Annotated in this window: 22 protein-coding genes; 18 read left to right on the top strand and 4 right to left on the bottom strand. The window is 72.6% G+C overall.

The window, feature by feature from the left end; translation table 11 throughout:
• The first annotated feature begins 123 nt into the window (after nt 1-123).
• The 17 genes from BS72_RS00115 (at nt 124) to mobF (ending at nt 12,148) form a co-directional block, all read left to right on the top strand.
• Nucleotides 124-615: a hypothetical protein gene (locus BS72_RS00115; RefSeq protein WP_037905003.1), complete on the top strand. Its 492-nt coding sequence runs from the start codon at nt 124-126 to the stop codon at nt 613-615.
• Nucleotides 602-1,015 carry an RRQRL motif-containing zinc-binding protein gene (locus BS72_RS00110; protein WP_037905000.1) on the top strand — a complete coding sequence of 138 codons (414 nt, stop codon included), beginning with the start codon at nt 602-604 and terminating at the stop codon, nt 1,013-1,015. The genes BS72_RS00115 and BS72_RS00110 overlap by 14 nt, the downstream gene beginning before the upstream one ends.
• A gap of 83 nt (nt 1,016-1,098) precedes the next feature.
• Nucleotides 1,099-1,473 carry a RapZ C-terminal domain-containing protein gene (locus BS72_RS00105; RefSeq protein ID WP_037904997.1) on the top strand — a complete coding sequence of 125 codons (375 nt, stop codon included), beginning with the start codon at nt 1,099-1,101 and terminating at the stop codon, nt 1,471-1,473.
• A 14-nt stretch (nt 1,474-1,487) separates the two neighbouring features.
• Nucleotides 1,488-1,964: a Pycsar system effector family protein gene (locus BS72_RS00100; protein ID WP_232792161.1), complete on the top strand. Its 477-nt coding sequence runs from the start codon at nt 1,488-1,490 to the stop codon at nt 1,962-1,964.
• Between the two features lie 100 nt (nt 1,965-2,064).
• On the top strand, nt 2,065-2,733 hold the full coding sequence (locus BS72_RS00095; RefSeq protein WP_037904994.1) for a hypothetical protein: 669 nt from the start codon (nt 2,065-2,067) through the stop codon (nt 2,731-2,733).
• 76 nt (nt 2,734-2,809) lie between these two features.
• Nucleotides 2,810-3,364, top strand: a complete 555-nt coding sequence (locus BS72_RS00090; protein WP_157856088.1) for a hypothetical protein — start codon at nt 2,810-2,812, stop codon at nt 3,362-3,364.
• Nucleotides 3,365-3,454: 90 nt separating this feature from the next.
• The gene (locus tag BS72_RS39390; protein ID WP_322941850.1) at nt 3,455-4,162 is read left to right on the top strand and encodes an NUDIX hydrolase; all 708 of its coding nucleotides are present in this window, start codon (nt 3,455-3,457) and stop codon (nt 4,160-4,162) included.
• A gap of 81 nt (nt 4,163-4,243) precedes the next feature.
• Nucleotides 4,244-4,942 carry a hypothetical protein gene (locus BS72_RS00080; protein WP_037904988.1) on the top strand — a complete coding sequence of 233 codons (699 nt, stop codon included), beginning with the start codon at nt 4,244-4,246 and terminating at the stop codon, nt 4,940-4,942.
• 105 nt (nt 4,943-5,047) lie between these two features.
• Complete coding sequence (locus BS72_RS00075; protein WP_037904986.1) at nt 5,048-5,734, top strand: GGDEF domain-containing protein; 687 nt, start codon at nt 5,048-5,050, stop codon at nt 5,732-5,734.
• The gene (locus BS72_RS00070) at nt 5,731-5,973 is read left to right on the top strand and encodes a hypothetical protein (protein ID WP_037904982.1); all 243 of its coding nucleotides are present in this window, start codon (nt 5,731-5,733) and stop codon (nt 5,971-5,973) included. Before BS72_RS00075 ends, BS72_RS00070 begins: the two co-directional genes overlap by 4 nt.
• A complete protein-coding gene (locus tag BS72_RS00065; protein WP_037904980.1) occupies nt 5,970-6,503 on the top strand; it encodes a WhiB family transcriptional regulator in 534 nt (177 codons plus the stop codon). The genes BS72_RS00070 and BS72_RS00065 overlap by 4 nt, the downstream gene beginning before the upstream one ends.
• Nucleotides 6,500-6,721 (top strand): hypothetical protein, encoded by a 222-nt coding sequence (locus BS72_RS00060; RefSeq protein WP_037904977.1) that lies wholly within the window; start codon nt 6,500-6,502, stop codon nt 6,719-6,721. The genes BS72_RS00065 and BS72_RS00060 overlap by 4 nt, the downstream gene beginning before the upstream one ends.
• An 8-nt stretch (nt 6,722-6,729) precedes the next feature.
• On the top strand, nt 6,730-7,647 hold the full coding sequence (locus BS72_RS00055; RefSeq protein WP_037904974.1) for an Lsr2 family DNA-binding protein: 918 nt from the start codon (nt 6,730-6,732) through the stop codon (nt 7,645-7,647).
• Nucleotides 7,648-7,650: 3 nt separating this feature from the next.
• Nucleotides 7,651-8,214 (top strand): hypothetical protein, encoded by a 564-nt coding sequence (locus BS72_RS00050; protein ID WP_037904971.1) that lies wholly within the window; start codon nt 7,651-7,653, stop codon nt 8,212-8,214.
• A gap of 232 nt (nt 8,215-8,446) precedes the next feature.
• The gene (locus tag BS72_RS00045; RefSeq protein WP_037904968.1) at nt 8,447-9,181 is read left to right on the top strand and encodes a ParA family protein; all 735 of its coding nucleotides are present in this window, start codon (nt 8,447-8,449) and stop codon (nt 9,179-9,181) included.
• Nucleotides 9,181-10,122 carry a hypothetical protein gene (locus BS72_RS00040; protein WP_037904965.1) on the top strand — a complete coding sequence of 314 codons (942 nt, stop codon included), beginning with the start codon at nt 9,181-9,183 and terminating at the stop codon, nt 10,120-10,122. The genes BS72_RS00045 and BS72_RS00040 overlap by 1 nt, the downstream gene beginning before the upstream one ends.
• 148 nt (nt 10,123-10,270) lie before the next feature.
• The gene (gene mobF, locus BS72_RS00035; RefSeq protein WP_198545723.1) at nt 10,271-12,148 is read left to right on the top strand and encodes a MobF family relaxase; all 1,878 of its coding nucleotides are present in this window, start codon (nt 10,271-10,273) and stop codon (nt 12,146-12,148) included.
• Between the two features lie 10 nt (nt 12,149-12,158).
• On the opposite strand, the gene BS72_RS35015 is transcribed toward mobF, so the two are convergent.
• Both BS72_RS35015 and BS72_RS35010 read right to left on the bottom strand, forming a co-directional pair.
• The gene (locus BS72_RS35015; RefSeq protein ID WP_051950281.1) at nt 12,159-12,659 is read right to left on the bottom strand and encodes a DUF6233 domain-containing protein; all 501 of its coding nucleotides are present in this window, start codon (nt 12,657-12,659) and stop codon (nt 12,159-12,161) included.
• 281 nt (nt 12,660-12,940) lie between these two features.
• Nucleotides 12,941-13,120: a hypothetical protein gene (locus tag BS72_RS35010; RefSeq protein ID WP_037904961.1), complete on the bottom strand. Its 180-nt coding sequence runs from the start codon at nt 13,118-13,120 to the stop codon at nt 12,941-12,943.
• A gap of 741 nt (nt 13,121-13,861) precedes the next feature.
• Between BS72_RS35010 and BS72_RS31770 the strand changes: the two genes are divergently transcribed.
• Complete coding sequence (locus BS72_RS31770; protein WP_051950278.1) at nt 13,862-15,301, top strand: replication-relaxation family protein; 1,440 nt, start codon at nt 13,862-13,864, stop codon at nt 15,299-15,301.
• Nucleotides 15,302-15,397: 96 nt separating this feature from the next.
• Here BS72_RS31770 and BS72_RS00010 read toward each other — a convergent pair whose 3' ends face one another.
• Together BS72_RS00010 and BS72_RS00005 are read right to left on the bottom strand one after the other, a co-directional pair.
• Entirely contained in the window at nt 15,398-15,934 is a 537-nt protein-coding gene (locus BS72_RS00010) for a hypothetical protein (protein ID WP_232792160.1), read from the bottom strand.
• Nucleotides 15,935-16,209: 275 nt separating this feature from the next.
• A partial coding sequence (locus BS72_RS00005; protein ID WP_037904957.1) for a helicase associated domain-containing protein occupies nt 16,210-18,225 on the bottom strand: 2,016 nt, incomplete at its 5' end.

Here is an 18,225-nt window from a genome sequence, read left to right as displayed (position 1 = left end):
GGCGGCTCCACTGGCCCCCCGAAGTGAATCAAGCACCTCGGGAGGCCGGTGAAGAGGCCGGAGCCTCAACCAGGTGACCACGTCAATGAACCGCCTGGCTCCCTCAACAGAGGAGACCCCATCATGCCGTCCGACGGCCACGACGCACAGCCCGCCTACTACCAGCCGATGCCCGTCCAGGCCCCGTACGTCCAGGGGCCGGTCCAGTCGTACGGGCAGCACCTGCCGCAGCCCAACATGGCCTACCCGCCGTCCGTCGGGATCGACGGCGTGGTCATGGGCACCGACCAGTTCGGCCGCCCGGTGGCGTACTACACCCAGCCGCCCGCCCTCGAGGCGGAGCCGCTGATCACCCCGCTGATGGCCAAGATGGCGCTCGCCGCGTTCATCCTCGGCATGGGCGGCGTCGGCGTGTACTTCCTCGCGATGGCGCTGGCCACCCTGATCGCCGCGCTGACGATGTTCATCGCCGTGCTGGCCGGCGGCGCCGTCGCGGTCTCGCTGATCTCCGCCGCCGCCCGCAGCCGCGGCGGCACCCGCGTCCAGGTCCAGGCCCGCGGCCGCGCCCGCGTCCAGGTCCACACCGGCCGCGGCCACAACCGTGGCCGCCGCTGAACTGGTCGACGTCGACCCCAACGACCCCGGCGACGGCTCCCTACCGGTCTTCCCCTGGAAGCAGGCCGGCTACGGGGGTCTCGCAACCCGCCGCCAGCTGCGGGAGAAGGGGTTGCGCCCGGGCGGCCAGGAGCCGGTCGCCCGGATCGAGTGCCGCGGCGGGAAGCGCTTCGCGTGGCTCTACGACGTCAGCAAGGCACTGCCGATACGGCCGATGACCCTGGCCAAGGAGATCGCGCTCGATCGGGCCATGGCCAAGCGGCAGACGTGCCCGGACTGCGGGCGCCGCTACTACCACTGCATCCCCTTGAAGTCCTTGGGCTGCTGCCTGGAATGCCACGACGGCACCCCGGCCGACCCCGGCAGCTACACCCTCCCCCGCCACCAGCTGGCGGCCTGACCCCTGGCGGCTGCCCGATCCGCCCGGCCCCGCGCCGGGCGGTGAGGAGAGCCGGACAGCCCGGCCCTGGAGGAAGGAACCCCGTGCCCGACATCAAGCTCGTCAGTTTCGGCTTCCTGCACGGCGCCCCGCCGGTCGCCGACCTGACCTTCGACTTACGGCCCTACCGCGACCCGCACGTCAGCCCCGAGCTGCGCGAGCTCACCGCCCACGACCAGATCGTGGTCGACACCGTGCTGGCCACCCCCGGCATCACCGAGGTCATCGAGAGCGTCACCCGCGCCGCGGCGTTCGAGCTCATCACCGGCGACACCGACGTCACCATCGCCATCGGCTGCTCCGGCGGCCGGCACCGCGCGCCCGTCGTCGCCGAACAGGTCTACCAGGACCTGCGCGAGCAGGACTGGCCGGTGGACCTGGTCCACCGCGACCTCCAGCTCCCCGTCGTCCACCGCTGACCGGGCAGGCCGCGATGACCACCACCGCCCCCATGCCCGCAGCGCCGCCGGACGTCGATGCCGCCCTGGACCGCGCGATCACCGACACCGACGCGCAGATCAGCCGCACCGACAACAAGGCCTCGCTGCTGCTCGCCTTCGACGGCGCGGCCCTGGCCGGCCTCGCCTCCGTCGCCGACACCCCGCTGCCGATCCTCGGCACGCTGGCCGGCGCCGCCGCGATCGGCGCCCTGGCCGTCTCCGCCGTGCTGCTGCTCCTGGTGGTCCGCCCGCACCTGCGCGACGACGACCACGGCAGCTTCCCGTACTGGTCGACGCTCACCGGCGACGACCAGGTCCGCGCGGCCGTCACCAGCAGCTCCAAGGAGACCCGCGTGCGGGCCCTGTCCGGGATCGCGCTGCGCAAGTACACGCAGCTGCAGCGCGCCGTCGACGTCAGCCTGGCCGCGCTCGCCCTGCTCGCCCTGGCCGCCGCCGGCGCGGCCTGGTGAGCGGCGCACCGTCAACTCCCGCGGGCCGGCCGCCTGGTCACCAAACCCGGCCGGCCCGCGGGCTCCACTCCCCCAACCAGCAGAAGGAGCAGCCCCCATCATGACCAAGACCAGCCTCCTGCGCCGTATCGCCCGCGCGATCGGCGCCTCGCTCACCGAACTCGGCATCAACGCCCTCACCTGGATCGGCGCCGGAGTGGGCGGCTACATCGGCTTCGGCGCCGCGCCCGGATCGTGGGCGACCGGCTGGAAGGCCGCCCTCGCCGGCATCGGCGCCCTCGCCTTCGCCGTCGGCTTCGAGGACCTCCTGGACGACGTCGTCGCGCCGCTGCGCCGCCTGACCGACACCCGCCCGGCCGGGAGCCGGTACAGCACGGCGCCGGAACTGGCTGACGCCCCGGCCACCGCGCACGAGGGGCTGACCCGGCTGCGCGAGGCAGCCTGCGCCGACTCCGCGTCCCGGGCAGCGTCCGACTCCTACCGGATCGACCGCGGCCAGGTCCTGCTGACCGAGGCCGGCCGGTGGCAGGGCTACCCCGACGGGACCGCGTCCTTCCAGCTCGCCCCGGGCGCGTACCTGCGCTACTGGCGGGACAGCAAGAGCGACGGCACCACCCCCGGCGTGGTCTTCACCTTCGTCACTGGCGAGGCCGACAAGCCCGTCCACGTCACCGACGTCCAGCAGCTCCAGGGCCTGCTGGCCGACTACGCGGGCCGCACGCTCGCCGGCGAGAACGTCGCCACCGACACCGGCCTCCAGGCTGCCTGACCGCTGACCGTGCCGTCCCGGCCCTCCCCGGCCGGGACGGCGCGGCCGCTCGTCAGCCCACCCGACAGGAGCCCGAATGCCGCCCCCTTCCCTCAGCTCCCGGATGACGATCCAGCGCATCGGCGTCTCCCGCCGCCTCCAGCGCACCGTCACCGACCGCGTGCCGGGCGCCGCCCGGCTCGTGCAGAACCACTTCCAGCGCCGCCCGCTCAACGGCATCCACATCGTCATCGCCAAGCCGAAGGCACTGCCCCAACTCGCCGCCGACGCACAGGGCGAGGCAGCCGGCGTGCCGAAGAAGCTGTGGCACGAACACCCGCTGACTATCACCCGCAAGCCGTCCGACCTGTACGCGGCCGTGGTGATCGCGCCCAAGGGCACCGTGCGGATCCTCCTCAACGCCAGCCGGCTGCGCCGCACCTCCGAGACCGACGCCACGCTCGTCTACGCCTTCATCGAGGTCGACCAGCTCATCCGCCACGGCGCCCGCGAACGCCGCGTCGCCCTGGTCCGCCACGAGATGCACCACCGGCGACTGTCCAAGCGCGACTACGACGACCTGCTCAAGCAGGCCCACGCCGAAGAGGACGAAGCCGAGCAGCTGCTCAAGCAGTTCGCCACCCGCGACTGACGCCCCCTGCGTGCCGCCCCGGTCCTGCCGGGCCGGGGCGGTGCGCAGGGGCCGGACAGCCCGGCCCGCACACCGAAGGGACACCCCTCCGTGAGCAGCAGCACCACCGATCAGACCGCCCGCCGCGCAGCCCGCCGGGCCCGCCGTACCCGCCCCGAATGCGACCTGGCCGCCAGGGTCGCCGCCGTCGAGACGCCCATGCTCACCGAGATGGCCGCCGCCACCTTCCACCTGGAGCGCCTGGCCACCACCGCGGGCACTCCGCAGGAGGAGGTCGCCGCCTACGGCGAGCGCGACGTCGACCCGGAGCGGCACCGCACGTACGTCCTCGAGGCCGCCGACCGCATCCGCCGCGCCCTGGACCAGCTCACCGCGCCCTACGCCGACCCCGACGCGACGATCCGCTACACCGCCGACGTCGTCGTGCTCGCCGCCGGCCACGTCCTGCTGATCGAACGCGGCTGGGACCCGCACAAGGGCCACTGGGCACTGCCCGGCGGTCACGTCAGCATCGGGGAGTCCGCGCTGGACGCCTCCACCCGCGAGCTGGAGGAGGAGACCGGGATCGTCGTCTCCACCGCCGATCTGCGGCCGGTCGGCAGCTACGACACCCCCGGCCGTGACCCGCGCGGCCGGTACGTCACGGCCGCCTTCACCGCGACCCTGCCCGAACTGGTGGAGCCGACCGCCGGGGACGACGCAGCCGCCGCCCGCTGGTGGCCCCTGGCCGACCTCCCGGACCTCGCGTTCGACCACGCCGAGATCGTCGCCGACGCCACCGCCTCCCGAACTGCCTGACCCCTGTGCCGCCCCGGCCTGCACGGCCGGGGCGGCGCGGAGGACCGGACAGCCCGGCCCGCACAACGGAGGGACTTCGGCATGAAGGATTGGAACACCCCCGACCACCACATCGCCGACACCGACCACGGCACGCTCGTCTTCGCCGGCTACCTGCCGATGGTGCTCGCCGACTGGCAGGTCACCGAGAACGCCCCCGACACCGATGGGCGGATCTACGCCTCGATCCGCGGCTGGCTGGCCAACGGCGCCGGCAGCGGCCGGGTCGACGACCCGCACACCAAGCCCGTCCCGGCTGGCCGCGCCCACCTGCTCCACAGCGAGCTGCGCAGCCGGCAGCCGCTGACGGGCCTGGACGTCCACATCGACTACTACAACCCCGGCCAGCCCTACCCGAACACCTGGGACCACCCCGGCTACCTGGTCACCGTCACGTGGATGGACCGCCGCGTCGACGCCGCCGGCCACCCGGTCCCCGAGACCGAGATCGGCCGCACCCAGTGGACCCACCCCGACACCGGCCAGGTCTTCGACCTCACCGCCGCCTACGTCCCCGCCGGCGAGTTCTACCACGACGACCCGGCGCACCCGGGCTTCACCTGGCAGCACTTCGACCACTGGTCCGGCGGCGTCCCGGTCCTCCACCTGTTCCACGGCGCCGCCAAGTCCCCCAGCCACGGGTTCGGCTCCAGGGGCCGGCTCATCACCGACGGCGAGTGGACGACGACCGCCGACGCCCCGCGGTTCTCGGAGCGCATGGCCGACGCCGCCAGCTCCTGACCGCTCACAGATCCTCTGCGCTCCGGGACGGCCGCCGCGGCCGTCAACCTCACCGGCCGCCCCGGGCACCCACCCCGCATTACCGACACGAGAGGGAGCCTCAGTATGGCCTCCACCGTGCACGTCACGGGCCGCATGGCCCACATCCCGGCCGCGGCCGCCGCCGTCACCGCGGCCGCCGTCCCGCTGGCCGGATGGACCGTCCACTCCGTCATCTGGCACCGCCGCTTCGCCGCCGCCCGCCGCGACCCGCTCACCGGGCTGCTGCGCCGCGACGACTTCACCACCCGCGCCGACCGGCTCGTGCGCGCCTACGGCAACGACGTCCTGGTGCTGCTCGCCGACGTCGACGACTTCAAGACCGTCAACGACACCCACGGGCACGACAGCGGCGACCAGCTCCTGGCCGCCGTCGCCGACCGGCTCACCCAGTGGGCCGGCTCCCGCGGTGTCGTGGGCAGGTTCGGCGGTGACGAGTTCGCCGTCGCCGCCTACATCGGCTCCGGCCGCCGCCAGGTCCGCGTCGACCAGCTCGACACCATGCTGACCGCCCCTCTCCCGCTGGAGGGCACGCACCTCACCCCGGCCGTCTCGGTCGGCGCCGCCGCCCCCGACCTGGTCGGCACCCGCGACCTGTCGGGCCTGCTGCGCGCGGCCGACGCCGCGATGTACGCGGGCAAGCACGGCGGCCGCACCGTCCTGGCCGGCCCCGCGCACCGCGACGTCCCCACCGTCAACGGCCGCCGCGCCGGCCGCCCGGGCACCCACACCACCGGGCAGGTCGCGGCATGATCCGGCCGACCCTCCCCCGCCCCGCCGCCGCCCTGCGTGCCGCCGCGCAGATCCGGGCACTGGGCCGCCGCCGCCCCGGCGCCCGGCACTACGCCTGCGGCCACTGCGCCGTCACCTGGGCAGGCCCGCACACCGCCTGCTGGGTCTGCCACCGGCCGGCCCTCACCGAATACACCTCGCCCGCCGCCGCGCTGCAGCTGCTCGCGCGACTGCCCGGACCGACGGAGGCGACCTCATGAGCAGCAGCGACATCACCGAGGCGGCGCCGCAGATCCCCTTCCCCCGCAGCGACACCCCGACCGCCTGCCAGAAGAACCCCGGCCGCTTCTCCCACGAGAAAGGCGGCGCGCAAGGGTTCTCCGACACCGCGGTCGACATCCGCCGCGCCAAACGGGACTGCGCGCAGTGCCCGCTGGTGACCGACTGCCTCAAATGGGCGCTGGCTAACCCGGCGCTGACCCGGGTCGGCGTCTGGGCGGCCACCACCCCGCGCGAGCGCACCGCGCTGCGCAAGCGCCAGGTGGAGCGCCTCGGGCCGGACTGGGTCGCCAAGGTCGCCGCAGCCGACCGCAGGCGTGCTGAACGCCGACAGCGCGCCCGGACCAACCCGCCGCCGATACGGGAGACCGCCCTCGATCGGCTGGCCCTCGAACTCATCCCCACCCGACCCGAGCCGTACGAGCCGTGGCGTGGCCCGATCACTCCCGAGCGCGCCATGGCCAACCGGCACACCCTCGCCCGCGCACTGGGGTTGAAGAAGGTCGCATGACCGGGCCGCTCCCGCAGCGGACACTCCTGGACTGGCGCGACGGCCGTCACTACACCGGTGGCGGCCGCTGCGTCCTGTGCCGGGGCCACACCGTCCTGCAGTCCCACTCCGGCGAAGACGTCTGCAAGGTCTGCGCCGAAGCGTGGAACGCCGCACACCCGGGTGAGACCCGGTTCGTGTCCGACCCGCCCCGCGCCCGCCGCAAACCGGGCGCGTAGGAGGCGAGATGTACGACAACTTCGACATCCACGCAGCAGCCGAATCCATCCCCCTGACCGTGTTCGACGCCACCGAGGAACACGCCGCAGCCCGCATAACCGCCCGCCACGCCCGCGACAAGGACGACCTCGCCGAACTCCTGGCCGCCCTCGCCCTGCCCGACGACGCCGACACCCTCACCGCCCTGCTCCCCCTCATCCCCGACCCGGCCGACGACTCCCCGGCCGAACCCGAACCGACAGGAGACGAGCCTGCGATGCCCGACCAGACCCCCGCCGCCCCGGCCGTCGGCCTCAACGCCTTTGAGGCGATGGCGCTCTCGATGCACAACGCCGGCGACGACGCCCCCACCATCACCGAGGCGACCGGGATGTCCCAGCAGGAAGTCGAGGACCTCCTGGCCGCCCACACCGACACCGGCGACACCACCGACACCGACACCGCGGGCGGGGAGACCGCCGAACCCGCCGAGGCCGAAGTCGACGCCTCCACCCCGGCCGCCACCGAGCCGGACGTCGCCGACGTCGACCTGCTGCTGATGTGGGCGCAGCAGCACCCGCTTGCCAGCGTCCGTGCCACGGCCGGACGGATCCGACAGGACCTCGCCGACCTGAACCAGCGCCGCGTCAACGAGCAGGTCGCCACCAAAGTCGAAGCCCGCATCGCCGAGCTGCGGGCCGAACTGAAAGCCGAAGAGGACCGCCTGCGGCAGCTCAAGGTCGGCGTCCCCCGCGCCGCCGGAGCGATCGAGACGCCCACCCCGATCCGCCCCCAGCCCGCCAGGCGCTCGGACCTCGCCGCGATCCGTACGTGGGCACGCGAGAACGGCCACCAGGTCGGCGTCGCCGGCGTCATCAAGGCCTCGATCGTCGCCGCCTACGACGCCGCCCACCAGCAGCCGGCCACGCTGGCGAAGGCGGGCTGAACAATGACGACCGACGGGATAGTCCTGGACGGCTACCTGGACGAAGAGGTCGCCGCCGACGACACCACCGGCACCCGCGCCCGCTTCCGCCTGATCGTCTCCCCCACCGACGAACTCGTTGACGAGATGGTGCTGCCGTGCAGCGTCGCCGCCTCCGAGCTGACCGCCAACGTCCTGCACCAGCTGCGCCCCGGTGACTACGTCCGCGTCACCGGGCACCTCGGACTGCCCCGCATCAGCGGACACCCGATGTGGCTGCAGGTGCTCACCCTCGAACTGCTGGGTACCCCGCCCCTGGACTTCCCGGACGACGACACCAGCGACGACCAGGCCGACGACGCGGGCACCACGGCGGCCGCCGGCCCGGCGGCCCCGGTCGACGGAGACACCCTCTCCGACGTCGGGCGCCTCGAGCGGTACGGGCCCTACGTCGTCTGGTCCGACCCGGACCTGTGCGCCGACACCGTCTGGACCGAGGCTGGCGACCTGCTCGGCACTGCGGTCTACCCCGACACCGCCACCACGCTCATCGACACCCACCAGCGCCGCGCCTACGGCGACATCTGACCCCCCACAGCACGGACAGGCCCCGGGCCGCAGCAACTCTGCTGCGGCCCGGGGTCTTTCGTGCGTTCAGGGCCGATCCGCTAACAGGTCGGCGAAGTCCGTCCGGGCGGTGTTCCTCAGAGGTCGACCGAGGCGGCGCTACGCTCAAGCCCGGCTGAAAACACGGAGACCCCGTCTTCTCCCAGACGGGGCCCCGTCGGGCCGCCACCGCGAACAACCTGCGAGGAAGAGCATGACGACCACCAACTCCGAGAGTATCCCGGTCCCGCGTTCGGAAGAGCTGACCCCGGAGCAGGGGGAAGCACGCCGGAAGCTCAAGTGGCTCGGCAGCAAGAAGAAGAAGGTCATCGCGATCGGCGGCCTCAAGGGAGGCGTCGGCAAGTCCACCATGAGCATCTTCATCGCGCTCGTGTACGCCAGGCACTACGGCCTGCGGGTCCTCCTGGTCGACGCCGACCCGATGTCCCAGACCGCGTACGACTGGTACCGCCTCGCCAAGAAGAAGGGTGACCCGCTCCCCTACGCCATCGAGACCTGGCCCCACGCCAGGGTCGGCGACCGGGTCCTTGAGGACACCGACGGATACGACGTCGTCGTCATCGACTGCGGCGGCGAGTCCAGCGACATCTTCGGTTCCGCAGTCGCCGTGTGCGACCAGGTCCTGTTCGTCACCTCCCCGCGCAAGGCGGAGATGCGCCGCATCCGCGGCTCGCTGGACGGCGCCCTGTCCGCCGCCCGCGAGGCCGGCCGCCTCCGGGAAATCGCCGCAGACGTCGTCTTCACCCGGGTGAAGAACTCCCGCGCCTCCCACAACGAGGCGGCCCGCGAGAAGATCCGCGCCGCCAACTACGACCTGCTCGCGGCGGAAGTCCCCGACCTGGTGGACTACGAAGACGCGATGGAGACCTGCCCCAAGGACCTCGGGCACTTCCTCAAGGTCGTTGAGACCCTGGAGGCGGCAGCCTGATGGCCCGCCTCGCAGACTTCGACCTGGACGACTCCAGCCCCGCCGTCTCCCCCCACGCCCTTGCGGCCGGAGCGGCTGAAGCCATCACCAAACTCGCGGCAGGTCTCCCCAACCTCGCCGACGTCACCGAGGTGCTGGACGACGACCGTTCTGACCTCACAGCACGCGAGGAACAGCAGAAGGACCAGACCGAGACGGTCATCCGTACCGCGCACGCCGCAGGCAAAGCCGCAGTGTGGGTGATGGGGCAGGGCATCGCCGCGGCAGCGAAGGGCAAGTGGTTCCGCCGCACCCACTCCTCACTGGAGCAGTACGTGGTCGACCTGATCCCCGACGTGGTGCCCCGCCAGGCCCGCCGCTGGGTCACCGGCTACCCGATCGCCCTGGCGATCACCTCCCGGACGGGCGAGTCGCCAGTTGAGGGCCAGGTGCGGGAGATCGCCGACCTGCCTGAGTCCGTGGCCGTCGAGCTGTACGCCGCAGCCGACACCGCAGCCCGCGCCGCCGGCGGCCGCCTCACAGCGAAACACCTCACGGACCTACGGCGGTCCCTCCGGGACAGGCCACTGCCCGCCGATCCGGACCAGGCCCGCGAGGATCTGCACGGGCGCGCGACAGTCCTCTTCCAGCCGCCAAAAGTTCCAGGACCAATTGGTCCCGGATCGTTCGAATCAGATTCGAACGGAGTCGGGGGGCGGTCCGATGCTGACGACATCGAGGACGCCGAGATCGTTGAGCACCCCCAACTGGACAGCCTGCACCGCGGCCTGATCGAGCTCAAGGCTGCCCGGCGGCACCTCACCAAAGCCGCCTTCCAGGAGGCGACGACCGAAGGTGACCCCGAGCGCTACGAGGAACTCCTGCGTGAGATCAACGCCGTGCTGACGGTCCTCAACGGGAGAGCGAAGCGGGCACCGCAGCCCGATGCCCCGCAAGGCTGACTCTGCGACGGAGCTTTGGGTAACTGCTTGCTGTTCCGCCCTACGGGACGGTCCGAGAAGTCCTCGGGCCGTCCCTTCCGTCTGCCGGGACCTGGCGCCGGACGCGCTGTGCTGCCCGGCCGGGGCGGGGTGTGGTGGCGGGGTGACGATGTCGATAGCGCGTGTGTCGCCGGGGTCGGCGTACCGGTACTACCTCAAGAGCGTGGCGGTGGGCGACGGCGGCCGGGACCGCGGGGTTCCGCTGCCGGTCGGCCAGGAGCTGGCGGGGGTGCCGGCGGGGGAGTGGACCGGGCGCGGGGCGCCGCTGCTCGGGCTGTCCGGCACGGTGACCGAGGCGGAGATGGAGGCGCTGTTCGGGCAGGGCCTGCACCCGCACCCGGAGCTCCTGGCCCCCGACGCCATCGAGGGCGAGGCGCCGGCGGTGCGGCTGGGGCGGAAGTTCATCCGCCCCACCTACGCCGACGACCAGGAGCCGGGGGAGCCGGAGCCCGTTGCCCTGGACGACGACGGCAAGGTGGTGCCGTCACGGCGGCGGAAGCGAAAGATCAAGCGGGGGCCGGTCGCCGCGTTCGATCTGGTGCTGCGGCCGCCGGCGTCGGTATCGCTGCTGGCCGGTCTGGGGGACGACGACACCCGCGCGGTGATCGAGGACGCCCACGACGTCGCGGCCGCGGACGTGCTGGCGTGGGTGGAGGACGAAGCGGTCGTGGTGTACTCCGGGCCGGGCGGGAGCAGGTGGGAGCGGCCGGTGGGCGGCCTGGTCGTGGCCCGGTTCCGGCACTGGGACTCCCGGCACCGCAAGCCTCTGCTGCACGACCACCTGGTGGTGTCGGTCAAGGTGCTGCGCGCCGACGGCAAGTGGGGCCACCTCGACTCGCGGCGGCTGTTCGCGCACGTGGTCGCGGCCGGCGCGCTGTACAACCAGCGGGTGCTCGAGGAAGTCTGCGAGCGGCTCGGGCTGGCGACGCATCGGCGTACGCCCACGGAGGGGCTGCGGCCGGTCATCGAGGTCGCCGGGGTGCCGCCGGAGCTGATCGACTGGTCGTCCACGCGGCAGCGCGACACCGCCGCGCTGCTGGAGCAGGCAGAGGCGGAGTACACGGCCGATCACGGGCACCCGCCCACAGCGCGAGTGCGCAGCCGGCTGATGAAGCGCGCCGCAGACGACAGCCGCCCTGCGAAGAAGACACCGCTGCCGCTGCCGGAGCTCCGCCGCCGCTGGCGGGCCGACGCGATCCGGCGGTTCGGCGCCGCGGCGGTCGACGGGCTGCTCGCGCTGTGCCGCCGCGCGGCGGCCGCGATCCGCTCCACCTGGCACAGCTCCACGGTGCCGGACGCTACGGCCGACGTCGACGTGGACCTGGCGGCCATCGACGTCGCCGCGATCGTCTACGTCCACCACGGCCAGTTCCGCCACCGGCACCTGCTCGCCGAAGCCCGCCGGCACCTCGCCCGCGAGCTGCGCGGCCGCCGCGCCGATCCCGGCCTGGACAGCCGGATCACCGCGGCGGCGATCCGCGCGCACTGCGTCGACGTCACCGCGCCGCGGCCGCCCGGCCGCCGACCGCGGCCGCCCGGGCACACCGTCTACACCGCCGCCTGGCACCCGGCCCTACCGGACCGCGACGACGACCCGCAGGGCCTGGAGCACGCCGCGGTGGAGGTGAGCGCCCATGCCCGGGCGGTGGCCACCAGCATCCGGCTCCAGGCCGCCCTGCGGGCTTCCAGGACCCCGGACCAGCCTGCCGGGCCGAACCGGGGAACGCGGGGCGGCAAGCCGTCGCCGGCGGACCAGGCGGCCGCCACCGTGCTGTACGAGCAGTTGGCGTTTGGCGACACGGGGGAGGACCGGGACGACGACCAGGAGCAGGGCTTCGTCATCAGCCCAGAGCAGCGGGCGCGGCTTCAAGAACTCCAGCGCCTGGTCGACGAGCGCACACGGGAGGTCCCGAAGGAGAAGAAGAAGCGCCCCGCGGGGACCGGGGAAACGCCGTCGCAGCGGCAGGGATACCGGCGGCGCGGCTGAGGCCGGCCCGCTATGCGGCGGTGCGCAGCGGCCGGTCGGGACGGCACAGCGGGCACGGTGCGGCGTCGTCCCGCTCGAGGACGGCGCGGGCCTGCTCGGTGCTGGCGGGCCTGGCGAGGTCGCGGGCCGCGCGGCAGTCGCCGCGGTGCACGATGCGGGCAGGTCCCCGCTCGGGGCCGAAGTAGACCTTCTCTTCGACCTTCCAGGCCGGGGTGACCCCGGGCCGCTCGGTCGGCACCTGGTCGTAGGGCTGGCCGTCGATCGGCTCGCACAAGGCGGCCGGTGCGCGGAAGTCCACAGCGGCCGGGAGGGCCAGGAGCCGGCCCCGGTCGCTGCCCTGGTGGGGGACATGGATCTGCAGGTCGTACCACCAACCGTCCGGCTCCCTGACCCGGGACTTCACCACGGCATAGATGTGCTGGCCGTCCGGGAGAGTGACGTCGACCAGCGGCCCGTCAGCCTGCGGTAGCGCAGCCGGCTGCTCCTGGCCCTGCCCCTGGTCGTCGCTCACCCCTCCAACCTAGTTCGATTCCCCGTTCGATTCCACGGTGGAACAGCACCCGCCCCTACGCCCGGACCGCGTTCCGCGGACATCACTACCGCAGGTCACAGCCGTGGAACGGCGGAAAGCGGCGACCCGGGCGGGCGGGTGAGCAACCGGAGCGACTGCCCACCCACCCGCCCCCGGACCGTCCCGGATCGGTCTGGAACGGTCTGGAACGGTGGGGAACGGTGGGGAACGGTGGGTATGGGCGGGGAACGGGGCAATCGCGGCGCGAAGGAACGGCGCGCCTACCGGCGGGCGCTCCGGCGCCGGCCGCCGCGGCGGCCTCGCTGGACCTCGCGCAGGGCCGCGCGGATCTGCGGAGCGGTCGGTGCCGGGCGGCCGTGGGCGGCCAGTCCGTCAAGCAGGTGGTCCACCAGCCGCGCCAGGTGGTCGATGCGGTGGCTGGTCCTGGGGTTGCGCCTCATGTCCGTCTCCCTCGGTCGGCGGCGGGGGCTTCCTCGCTGCCCCCGCCCATAGGCCGGCCGTGACAACAGCGGGCACTCCCCGGCACTCGTGCACAAATTTGAGGCTGCTGTGACTGGTGGGACGTACGGGCGCGACATGACACCCCTTGACCACCCCCCTTGTCCGACCCCTTGACCACGCTGCGCCGCAGTCGGCCGACCCCCGCGTTTCTCCTGGACAGCGGGCCGCTGAGTGGCGCCGACAGACCGCGGACAAGGGGCACCCGTGCAGGCTGCGACTGCTTCGCCGGCGACAGGTGCCGGGATGCGGAAGGGAGTCGCCGTGGCAGGCGAGGAAATGGGCGAGCAGCGGTCGCCCGCAGGGCCAACGCAGGGTGCATGCTGGACAGATGGCGCCTGCCGGTCCGGCGGGCCGACGGGCGGTCCAAGCGGCCCGGCCGGGGCCGGCACCCCACTTGGGTGGGCACTTGCGATGCCACTTCGGAATGCACTTCCGTGCCGAACACCCGCATGCACTTTGTTTTCCCAGGTCAGCGCCTCTTTCTCTAGGCCGCGCCGCTCGTCACAACCCTCTTCTTCCCCCTGCTATGACAGACCGCGGGGGGATCATCGGGTTTCCGGGAGCACCCGGAACCCCTCCCCAGCCCCATGGCCCCTGCGGCCGGGGCGGGCCTGTCCGCCCGACCGGTGGTCGTGCGGCGATTGGGTGGGAGCGGCGAACCAAGCGGGGAGGCTGAGCTGATGGGCGGCATACAGACCACACAGCCGGAAGCGGAGACCAAGCGGCGCAAGCGGGCCGACAACCCGGCCGGGTCCTCGAACGGGCTGCGCGACGACGTGCTGAAAGTGCTCGGGGTGATGAAGGTCGCCACCGCCGACCAGATTCAGCGCGCCACCGCCCCGCACCTGACCTACCGCCACACCACCAAGCCGACCGCCGCCAAGCGCAAGGAGGCCCGCACCGCCGCGCACCGCGGCGCGCTGGCGGACCTGCGCTTCTCCAAGCACGTGCTGTTCGGTGGCCACACCCGGACCGGGGAGGGCCTGCGGCTGCTGACCGAGCTGGGCCTGGACGCCGCCACCGGGCCGCTGGGCAGGCCGCGCAGCGAGATGGGCGGCGCCGCCCGGGGCGCGGGCCGCACCGGCGCACAGCACGCAATGGCAGTCAACGAGACGATCCTGGCCCTGCTGCGCCCCAAGCCCGACCTGACGCTCCTCACCGGCGAACCCGCCGAGGCCGTGGAGGCCGCCCGCGCCGCGGCCGCGCTGCCCGGGCTTGGCTCGCTCGCCTCGTACTCCACCGAGGTGCATCTGCCCTACACCGGGACCTGGACGACTCAGGGCCGGAGCGGCGTCCAGGCCGACATCCTCGTGGCGGTACCGGACGGCAGGGTGCCGCTGCTGTTCGTGGAGGTCGACAACTGCTTCGAGGAAGCCGCCGTCCTGGCGGCCAAGTTCGACAAGTACGCCCGCTTCTTCGCCCGGCAGATCACCGACACCAACGGGCAGGACATCCCGATGTGGCGCCAGAAGTGGAGCGTGCCGGAAGGCCGCTTGGGCGACACGCCGCACCCGCCGGTGCTGCTGGTCTTCAATCCGGTCGGCCCCCGCAACCCCAAGGCGACCATGCAGCAGATCGCGGCCCGCACCCGCCAGCACTGGCAGGGCCAGGAACACGACGACTTCAGCATGTACGACCGGTGCATCCCGATCGTGGCAACCACGCTGGAGCTGCTGCGCGAGCACGGCCCGGCGGGGCCGGCCTTCTGGCGCTTCGGCCGCCCCGGGCTCCAGCCGTTGGACGACGCGGTCGGCAACCCCCGCCGGGAGGCCGCCGACGCCCGCGCACGTGCCGAGCAACAGCGGGCGAGGGCGGCAGCCGAGAAGCGGGAGGCCGCTGAGCGCGAAGCCCGCCGGCCGAAGTGCACCCGCTGCGGCACCAAGTTCACCGACCAGCGGTGGGCCGAATCCGAAGAAGACGCGTGGGGCACACCGACCGACAGCCACCCCAAGCTGTGCGGGGACTGCAAGCTGCTGGCGCTCGAGGCGGAGCGGATCCGCAAGGCCGCGAAGAAGGAAGCCGACCGCAAGCGCCGCGAGGCGGCCAAGGCCGCGAAGGAAGCCGCTGAAGCCGAAGCCGTCCGCAAGGCGAGCGGGATTCTGGGGCGCTTCCGCCGCTGACAGCGGGGGTTCGCTCCAGCCTCGTGTTCACTCGGGGGAGGGCCTGGAGCGTAATGCGGGCGTCAAGGCCCGTCCAGGGCTGCGGCAGCCTGGCGGCTACGCGGTGGCGGGCTGCGGCTCGGCAAGGGCCTCTGCGACCCGGCGCGCCATCTGCGCGATGTGCGGGGGCAGGAAGCTGTCCAGGGAATCCAGGTCGTCGCTCGATCGTGCGCGAAGCCCGTGCAGGCAGGCCTGCGTCCACAGGTGCCAGGGATCTTCTTCACCGTCGCCCGGCAGCTCGGGCATCGGACGACGACCAAGCAGAGCGGCGGCTCGCCTGCGGTCGGACTCGCGGGGACCGTCGGCCCGGATCTGCTGCTGGCTGCACTGCAGATGCTGGCGAACGTCCTGGACGTTGCCGCCTGCGGCTTCCAGGTAGGCGGCGATCAGCAGCGCGGCCATGTCCACGGTGTCGGCCGCGTCGGTGCTCCGGTACAACGTCATCCGCCTCCAGTCCTGGCCCACATCAGGCTCGGTGTAGCGCAGGACGTCCTGGAGGTTCATCGCGGCTTCGGCCACCAGCTGGTGGACCGCACGCCGCAGGTCGGCCGGCATCGGCTCGGTGCGCGGCGGGTGCGTGGAAGTGGAGCTCATGCCAGGCGACAGTAGGAGCAGGCAGGACTCGCACGCGTGAGGCCGGGCCGCCAGATCACACCTTCGAGTGCCTGAGCTGTCGCCGCGTTGCCGCACCCCAGCCCGGCACGCACCGCAGAGCAGCCCGGCAGAGGCCCTGTACGGCCGTGTGCCGCTCTGGCGTCAGCAGCCGGGCGGTTGTACCACTTCGTGTCAGCGGGGCAGCCACGGCCGCGCACAAGGGCCGGGCCCGGACCCCTCGCGGGAGTCCGGGCCCGGCCCTTCGCCGCGTGGCTCTACCAGCGCATACCCAGCGCGTCGAGCTCCGCCCGCCGCTCCGCGCTCAGCTTGTCCGCCCGCCTGCGGGCGTTGTCCGCGAACATGCCCAGCTTGTAGGGAACGCCGTCGACCTCTTCAACGTGCTTCCTCGGCACCTGGAAGTGCCCCTCACGGGCGTAGAACTGCCGGGCCGCCGCCAAGTTCGATGCCCACTTGTCCGCCTGCGTGCGGGGCGCTGGAGGCCGTTCGTCAGGCTCCGCCGGGCCGATGTGGAGCATGTTCTCCAGCATCCAGGCCTGCGCGGGCAGCAGCTGGTCCCAGCCGAGGCGCTGCGCCTGGACCCACGCCCCGAGGTCTTCGCCCTGGAGCGTCATCTGCCCAGGGCTGGTGGGCAGCTCGGTCCCGGCCTCGATGAGGTTGCGGCACAACTTGTAGCAGCGCTGCCAGGCCACCTGCCAGGCCGGGCACCAGCTCGGGTCGATCGCCTCGAGCGCGTCCCTGCGCTCTTCGGTCAGCGCGCCTGCGGTGGAACCGACCGGCAGGCCGGCCTCCCGCCGCGCCTCGATCTCCGCCAGCCGCCGACCGGCAGTCCTCAAATTTTTGAGCCATACCCCCGTCGGGTGGCCGTCGAAGACCGCTGTCGTGGGGGCCAGCAGATGACCATGTACGGCCGCCCACCCCTGCGCTGCTGACAGCCCCTCCTGAAAAGCGACGTCCCAGTGCGACCAAATCATGCCGAGTTCGTCCAGCTCCTTGGCCCGTGAGGGCTTCATCTCACCCGCGTTGAAGAATCGCCGCTGATCGGCAATCCACGTCCCCAACGGGAATCCGGCAGGCTGCCAGTCCTCCGGCGTGACGAACGCATACGGGACTTTCAGATCCCCGTTCTCTTTCACGTACTGGGTCGCTGCCTGGACTCCCTGACGCCAGTATGTGTTTTCCGGCTGGAGAATCCGCAGTTTCATGAACTGCGCCAAGATGGCGGGGTCGCGCGGGGTGGAGAAGGAAAGCAGGCTCTTTGCGGGAGCCGATGTTCCGCGCTCCTCGCCCCGGCCCGCTGCGTCGCGCTCGGCTGCCGACGGCTTCCGGTGCCGGGTGTTCGATTGCTGCTCCGCGAGGGCTTCCACGGTGTCCGCGTCATGACTACGGAGCGCAGCCAAAATCCGGGCCAACCCGTTGTACCCCTTGCTGGTGAGCATGGCGTCCGGGTCTTCGTCCTTGCCGAGGAAAACCGGCACCACCAACGATGCGACCTTGCCTTCTCCCGGTTTCATGCGCAGCGCCCGGCCCACGATCTGGAGGATGTCGACCGCCGATCCGCGCACGTCCCCGAAGAACACAGAGTCACAACCCTTGGTGTCAACGCCCTCCCCAAGGACTCGAACACTGGACAGCAGCCGCAGCCGCATCGGGACCAGGTCGCCGTCGACCCGCTCGCCAACCGGGTCCGCGAACGTGGCCAGCGTCGCCCGCCGACGCTTCGGGCTGTGCTCACCGCACAGCCAGTCCGACCACACCCGATCCGGCTCCGGGTACGTCTCCGGGTCGTCCTCCCACAGCCGCTGCGCCACGGCCGGCACCCCGGCCGCCATCGCCTCCGCTTCGCTGGTCCGGTAGTGGAAGCTGAGCATCCTGCGAAGTCCCCGCTCCGCGGCCGTCTTCACCGCGGCGGTCTGCAGGGCCGCGAGCCGGGAGCCGCGCACGTTGTCCGAGCGGGCCTCGATCCCAAGCAGCGCGGCCGCTTGGAGCTCTGGGTCAGTGACGTCGACACACACCACCTGCCACGCCGCGACCAGGCCCAAGTTGCGGGCCTGCGAGAGCGTGAGCTTGTAGGCCACGCTGCCGAACAGCCCGTCCGGGTCGTCTTCCATGCTGGCGACCAGCACCGGCGCGCCGCTGCCGCCCTCGTCGGTCTCCGGCGCCTCCCAGACACGCGGGGTGGCCGTCATGTAGAGCCGCCGGTCAGCAGGCACCTTCGCGTTGTCGTGAATCGCCGCCCACGGCTTACTGCCCCGACCACTGACCCTGTGGGC

Origin of the sequence: Actinacidiphila yeochonensis CN732, from assembly GCF_000745345.1 — a bacterium.
GTDB lineage: Bacteria > Actinomycetota > Actinomycetes > Streptomycetales > Streptomycetaceae > Actinacidiphila > Actinacidiphila yeochonensis.
This window is presented reverse-complemented; position numbering and strand designations above follow the sequence as displayed.